Raw genomic sequence first — 6,056 nt, 5'->3', positions numbered from 1 at the left:
CGGATAATTTGTATAGCCATTGGCAAAGGCAGACTCACCATGGATCTCGTAGAGCTTCAACCAATATTGAAACTGAGAGTTGGTAACGCCCATTTGATTTGCGTATTCCCTCTGTGAGAGAAGCGTAGGGTCATACGCGTGAATAATCGCCAGTTTACTATCCTTTGTAAATTTAGTCACAAAAAACTGCACCTCCAATTGTTAGCGTGTGTCCAACAATTGGGGTGCAGTTCACAAGCATGGCCTGTTATTATCGGCGCTTGGATTTCCAACCTGCACTTCGGCTGGTCTTTCCTATGAAAAACATCAGGAACCTTTCTTTCTCCACAACGAAGTCCAGAGAAAAGGCACACCGAAGGCTTTGGTGCTTTTCTGCTCGGCCATGCTTCTGAATTCCACGTTGTCAAAGCTGTCCAACAGAAGGTAGTCCAGTTTCTCTCGGGTGAAGGAAAGACCTCCCCTCATGGTTCCGGTCTCATATACTTCCCAATCGGTCATGTCATGATCCGGCCCGCCTAAGCCCCCAAATCCCGGGGCAAAACAGGTAAGTCCAAAATATCCCCCCGGCTTTAACGCATTGTCCAGCAACTCAAGATACTGAATTCTTTGATGGGGCAAAAGATGATGCAAGCACCCCGAATCATATACCAGATCGTACTCGGGCTGAACGTCCAGTTCAAAAATGGATTTGCACTCAAAACGGATGCTTACCTTACGTTCCGCAGCCCGTTCCTTCGCCCAGGCCACTGCCGTTTCTGAAATATCGCAAGCATACACTTCAAAGCCCAAGGCGGATAAGTAAATCGCGTTCCTGCCGGGACCGCAGCCCAGTTCGAGCGCTTTTCCGGGTTCCACGATTCCTTGTTCCACATAGGAAACGAGATTTTCATCCGGTTTATTTTCGAAGAATGGAACGGGCTTTTCGCGTTCGCTGTAGAATGGGTCCCAAAAGTCTTGCGGCTTTCGGAACCGGGCATCCAACATGCGGTACAGATCATTCGTGCTTTTAATCATTTCTTTCAATACGAGACACCTCCGGTTCATGTCCTACGGGGTACTCCATCCGCAGGCTTTTCGGTCTCAAACCGATTTTTTGATAAAAGGAGATGGCCTCCTTGTTAAACGCGGCTACGTTCAAATCGATACTATCGGCTTCAAGTTCCTTGGCTTTGGATTTAATGAATTGAAACAGGCATGTCCCGGCCCCATCTCCCCGACTGCTGCCATCCACGATAAATTCCTCAATAAACAGACAAGTCCGGTCATGTATGTTATGGCTGCCTTTCACGCGATCAAGTCTACAAATGGCATAGCCTATGACTTTTTGTTTGTGCCCATCATCCATGACATAAAGAAAATGGGTTGATCCGTCCATTATCTCTTCATAACGCTGCCGCTCCATCGGCGTATCCGTAGGCTTATATATGTCCGGCCTGGCTGATATATGAATAGTGTGAAGCTGGAAGGCGAGTGAGCAAACGGCCTCATAATCTTCATGCTGCGCTTCCCGTATATGAAATTCCATATGTACCTCCGTCGTTATATTCGTTCAGCCGCACTGGCCAGAATAGGTGACCAATCCCGTTTTTGCATAGATCGCGTTGTTTAGTGCCGTGATATCCGAATATCCGCACAATCGTTTAGGATGGGAAGCGATCAGGTCATAGTCCAGATACCTCAACAGCTGATTGCAGTTGTATCCGCCGATCGTGGTCAGAATGCCCGAGACTTTCGGGTCAGCAAAGGCTTCGTGCAAATCGTCGATCCTTGAATTGATGGGGGAGGAATCGAAATCGTCCCTCTCTTCACAGCGCTTACCGTAGGACACCCGCAGCCCCATTTCCTTTAACCTTTGCTCCGCAAGAAACCTTTGGCCTTCCGCGATGATGGACATGCTTCGGGATGGCGAGATGATCCGGACCTCATCACCTTGCCGAAGTTTAGCTGGTTTCATAAACGCTCCTTTCAGCAGGGATTAGCGTAATTTACCGTTACCCTAGCCTGCTTTTCGGCAGATTCAAAAATCGCATCCAAAACCGTTTGTACTCTATGGCCATCTTCAAAAGTAGGGATGATTGGTATTGATTCACCGGTTGTAATGGATTGGTGAATAAAATCGATCATGGGATAAAATCCGCTGTAATACAGCTTTGCAGGAATATCCAGTTGAGATGGCGGTTCTATCTGTTCCAGCAAAATTTCCTTAAAACCTTCTCCAAAACCGATTTCAAGCGTCCTGTCATTTTTCATGACGAGTGTTCCCCGGGTGCCATATATCTCGAGATTCCATCCCGTACCATTTACGCCTGGCGCCAAGAAATCCACAATGAATGAAGCTCCGCTTTCAAAATGGCCCATAATCGAAAAAGCATCATCCGCATCTCTTGCCTCTTCGCCTTGACTGCCTTTGAAAAAAGGCACCCAGGTTCTCAAATCGGCATAAACTTGGGCGATCGTCCCTCCCGTCCACCACATCAGGGAATCGAGCATATGGGAACCAACAGCGAATAGAAAACCTCCGCCGGACTCTTTTTTACCTTCCCAGCCTCTGTATTGGTTCTGTAATTGCTGGTTTGCCGAGAAACTTCCCTGGTATTTGATATGCCGCACGGCCCCGAGTTCGCCATTTTCTATGATTTGCTTGATTTTACGTCGTATCGGCAGCATTCTCCACTGAAAATTAACATAACCATGAACCCCTTTTTCTCCCAACTCCTTCAGCATCATCGAGGTTTCGTCGGCATTCATGCCTAAAGGCTTTTCGCAAAGTACGTGAAGTCCTTTACGGATCGCTGTCAAGGCCATCTCGCTGTGCAGCATAGGCGCCGAAGCAATCGTGATTAAATCAAGCTCCTCATCATTCAACAATCGGATCCAATCATCATATACCGCCAATCCGTCTAATGATTTAAAGGATCTCTTCCGGATTCCTCGATGAACGCTGGCTATGCCTCTCACTTCAAAACCCGGATGCAGACTAAAAATCGGTGCATGTACCTCCGCCCCAAATCCTGTACCCACAATGCCAATTTTAATGTTTTGCAGTCGACTCAACCCTTCCGAAACTATTTCTTCCCGTTCAAACCCATTCCTCAAGGCGGGTCACGGCATATTCCTCGATCCTTCGTTTCAGTTCCCGGTTGCGGCTTTTCACGAAATTCCGCATATACGGCTTCAGCAGCAATCGCTCCGCGATCCATCCGAGCGGCCCGAGCGGGGCTTCGATATAAAGCACGTCCTGCATCCATGTCGCAATGCCCAAATCGACGAAATGATGCTCATGCTTCAAGCTTTTGAATGCGCCGCTCATCATTTCATCCACGAACAGATAAGGCCGGTTATACCCCGATATCCGTGAGGTTAAGCGCTGCCGGACCAGGAAATGCGTCGCCTCAAAGGTAACCGTCTGTCCTTCGCCGATTTTTCCGATGGTTACGCCTTCGACCGCACGCTCTTTCGTATGGGGCCATACGGTTTCCGTATGCAGTCCGATATCCCTGGCAAAATCGAAACACAAATGAATCGGCGCCTGTATCTCAATCTCTGTCGTCACCTTTATCAAAACTCAAAACCTTCCTCTATGTATGTTCTGTGCTGCTCAATACAACCGACGTCTCCACCTGCCGGTCCGGGATATCCCAGTATTTCTGCAGCAAAATCCTTCTTTCCGTCTCCGGAACAAGACGAAAATCCGTTTTTGACTTAAAACCGGATGGCCCACTCGGCCGCTGCCCAGGTTCCGATCAAGATCCGCTTCTCACTCTCCTCTTTCGAAATTTTGAAAAAAAAAGACACCGATGGCTTATCTGCCTGGTGTCTTGTAACGCATCATCCTGGGTGTTTTCTATTCTCTATTATACAACAAGCCAATAAAGCAGCCTATCCTTTTAACCTAAAAAAAACAGATATCATGTCTACTGAACTTGACGCTCAAACAATACGTTGCGCTGATTCATTTTGGATATGAACCCCAGTAAAATAAAGCTGACGGCCAAAAGGACCGCACCCAGTACCGCCATGAGCAAAGGACCGATAATAAGGAGACCGGAAGACTGGGCTATAAGGATGCCGATGATCGGCAGTACCACCACTCCGGCCACCTGCTGGGCTTCCTGAAAGCTTTTGGACCTTGCCGAAACCCAGACGCTGAACAGGATCGCGCATAGCGTAAATGCCGGGATCACCCACAGCATCATCACGAGCCAATTGACATTCGGGAAAATCATCCGTTCAAACAACGGATAAGCCAGCACATTAATAATGATGCCCGACAGCACAAAGCTGCACAACGCCGCCGCATAAGCCGGTACAAACGATGCCAGCAGCTTGCCGATAAACAAATCTTTGATTTCGATCGGAGAAAACAGCAGGCTCTCCAGCGTTCTTCGTTCCTTTTCCCCGACAAAACTGTTTACGGCAATCATCAAGGCGTTAATGACGGGAATGAGGATAAACAGCGGGGCCAGCAAAAAGTTGACCACAAAATAAACGAGCCGGTGATTATCGGTTGGCAAACCTTCCGTATTTCCAAGCGGAAGTTGCTCCAGCATGCGCATCAAGGAGCCTCCCGCGTCGCTCACATCCATGGATCTGCCGACCAGTACGGCGACCGCCGGGAAAATGACCCCGAGCAGAAGCGGAAGAAAAATCAAACCGATCCAGACCTTGCTTGTTTTCCAAATCGACCTCATGTCCTTTTGGGCGATAGCCCAAATCATTTTACGATTCATGGAATCTTCTCCTCACTTCAAAATATAGGGACTCCAGATCGCGGCTCAAGATGGTTGAGCTGTACACCCATGAATGCTGCAGCAAATGCCGTAAGAGCGCGGGAATGTCCCGCTTCGAGGGCAGCGAAAACAACAAACGGTCCGCGCTTATCCTTTCAAACGGATAGCCGGCAGCCGTATTGCCTTCCGTCATATATCCCGTTTCGACCTCCAGCCGGACGGTATTGGCATACTTCTCCTCCAGGGCGGGCAGAGCCCCCTGTTCAATGATGAGGCCCTGTTCCAGGAACAGATACGTGCTGCATACCTCTTCCAACTGATAGAGCACATGGGAGCATATAAGGATCGTGGTTCCTTGCTCCTTGTTCAGCTGCTTCAGGAATCCGATCATATCCCGGATCCCTTCCGGGTCCAGCCCGTTGGTCGGCTCATCCAAAAACAGCAGTTCGGGCTCATGCAGCATCGCTTTCGCGATGGCAAGCCGTTTTTTCATCCCCGTACTGTAAGCCCCCACCAGTTTATCGCCATGTTCGGCGAGCTGAAACCGCTCAAGCAGGGCAGCGATTCTTGCGGGATCCTCGCAGTCATACAACTTGGCGAAAAATTCAAGGTTCTCCTTCGCGCTCATGTCGGGGTACAGGCCTGCGCTTTCGGTTACTACGCCGCACCGGCGCCGGATATCGCTGCCTTCCGACGCCGGGTCAAGATCGAATACGCGAACCGAACCGCTATCCGGCGTGATGACCCCGTTCATCAAACGGATCAAGGTTGTTTTTCCCGCACCGTTCGGTCCAAGAAGGCCGACGACCTCTCCCTCGGGAACGGAAAACGAAATATTCCGGAGAATCTCCTTCTCCCCAAAAGCCTTATGCACACGTTCCAAATGAATCATTTGAAAATCATATCCCCCGTTCACTTCCGCGTTATGGTTCGCTCATGTTATCAAGCTGCCTATAATACGAATAAATGAAGCCTAGCGTTCAGCCAGGCTTAAAGAAATTTGCATATGCTTTATCTGAAGTTCAAACCGTCCCCCCCTGAATCAGATGTTCAGCAAAAATTCCATAGCCGTATCATTAAATCCCGGAAGTCCTTCATGCGCGAAATCAGGATAAACCTTTACATGTTTCCGGGCGCTAATTTTGTTATAAGCGGCGAATTGGGATGACGGCGGACATACCGTATCCATCAAACCCGTCCCCATTAAGGTTTCAGCCTTGATTCTCGGAGCCAGATGCTGTACGTCAATATATCCAAGCTTGTTAAAAATTTCATCCATCGATCACCGACAAGCCCTCTTCCCTTGTCTGCAGTTTAGACCATTTC

7 protein-coding genes and 2 pseudogenes are annotated in these 6,056 nt (G+C 48.9%); all 9 read right to left on the bottom strand.

What is annotated here, in order from left to right; genetic code table 11:
• A partial coding sequence (locus XI25_RS35275) for a helix-turn-helix domain-containing protein (protein ID WP_046680620.1) occupies positions 1 to 180 on the bottom strand: 180 nt, incomplete at its 3' end.
• Between the two features lie 126 nt (positions 181 to 306).
• A complete protein-coding gene (locus tag XI25_RS24270) occupies positions 307 to 1,023 on the bottom strand; it encodes a class I SAM-dependent methyltransferase (RefSeq protein ID WP_046680619.1) in 717 nt (238 codons plus the stop codon).
• Positions 1,007 to 1,525: a GNAT family N-acetyltransferase gene (locus XI25_RS24265; protein WP_046680618.1), complete on the bottom strand. Its 519-nt coding sequence runs from the start codon at positions 1,523 to 1,525 to the stop codon at positions 1,007 to 1,009. Before XI25_RS24265 ends, XI25_RS24270 begins: the two co-directional genes overlap by 17 nt.
• A gap of 36 nt (positions 1,526 to 1,561) precedes the next feature.
• Positions 1,562 to 1,954 (bottom strand): annotated as a pseudogene (locus XI25_RS24260) (LD-carboxypeptidase); the annotation flags it as partial.
• 11 nt (positions 1,955 to 1,965) lie between these two features.
• Positions 1,966 to 3,054, bottom strand: coding sequence for a Gfo/Idh/MocA family protein (locus tag XI25_RS24255; protein ID WP_235440195.1), 1,089 nt, complete (start codon positions 3,052 to 3,054; stop codon positions 1,966 to 1,968).
• A gap of 25 nt (positions 3,055 to 3,079) precedes the next feature.
• The gene (locus XI25_RS24250; RefSeq protein WP_327204856.1) at positions 3,080 to 3,553 is read right to left on the bottom strand and encodes an SRPBCC family protein; all 474 of its coding nucleotides are present in this window, start codon (positions 3,551 to 3,553) and stop codon (positions 3,080 to 3,082) included.
• Between the two features lie 361 nt (positions 3,554 to 3,914).
• Positions 3,915 to 4,730, bottom strand: coding sequence for an ABC transporter permease subunit (locus tag XI25_RS24245; RefSeq protein ID WP_046680616.1), 816 nt, complete (start codon positions 4,728 to 4,730; stop codon positions 3,915 to 3,917).
• The gene (locus XI25_RS24240) at positions 4,720 to 5,622 is read right to left on the bottom strand and encodes an ABC transporter ATP-binding protein (RefSeq protein WP_046680615.1); all 903 of its coding nucleotides are present in this window, start codon (positions 5,620 to 5,622) and stop codon (positions 4,720 to 4,722) included. Before XI25_RS24240 ends, XI25_RS24245 begins: the two co-directional genes overlap by 11 nt.
• Positions 5,623 to 5,772: 150 nt before the next feature.
• Positions 5,773 to 6,006 (bottom strand): annotated as a pseudogene (locus tag XI25_RS24235) (acetylxylan esterase); the annotation flags it as partial.
• Positions 6,007 to 6,056 lie beyond the last annotated feature (50 nt).

Origin of the sequence: Paenibacillus sp. DMB20, from assembly GCF_000987955.1 — a bacterium.
Lineage (GTDB): Bacteria > Bacillota > Bacilli > Paenibacillales > Paenibacillaceae > Paenibacillus_AQ.
The sequence above is the reverse complement of the archived record's forward strand: the minus strand, read 5'-3'. Positions and strand labels throughout refer to the sequence as shown.

Coding starts and splice junctions, on each gene's coding strand:
- XI25_RS24265 (WP_046680618.1), bottom strand. CDS start 1,525: ATGGAATTTCATATACGGGAAGCGCAGCATGAAGATTATGAGGCCGTT.
- XI25_RS24245 (WP_046680616.1), bottom strand. CDS start 4,730: ATGAATCGTAAAATGATTTGGGCTATCGCCCAAAAGGACATGAGGTCG.
- XI25_RS24240 (WP_046680615.1), bottom strand. CDS start 5,622: ATGATTCATTTGGAACGTGTGCATAAGGCTTTTGGGGAGAAGGAGATT.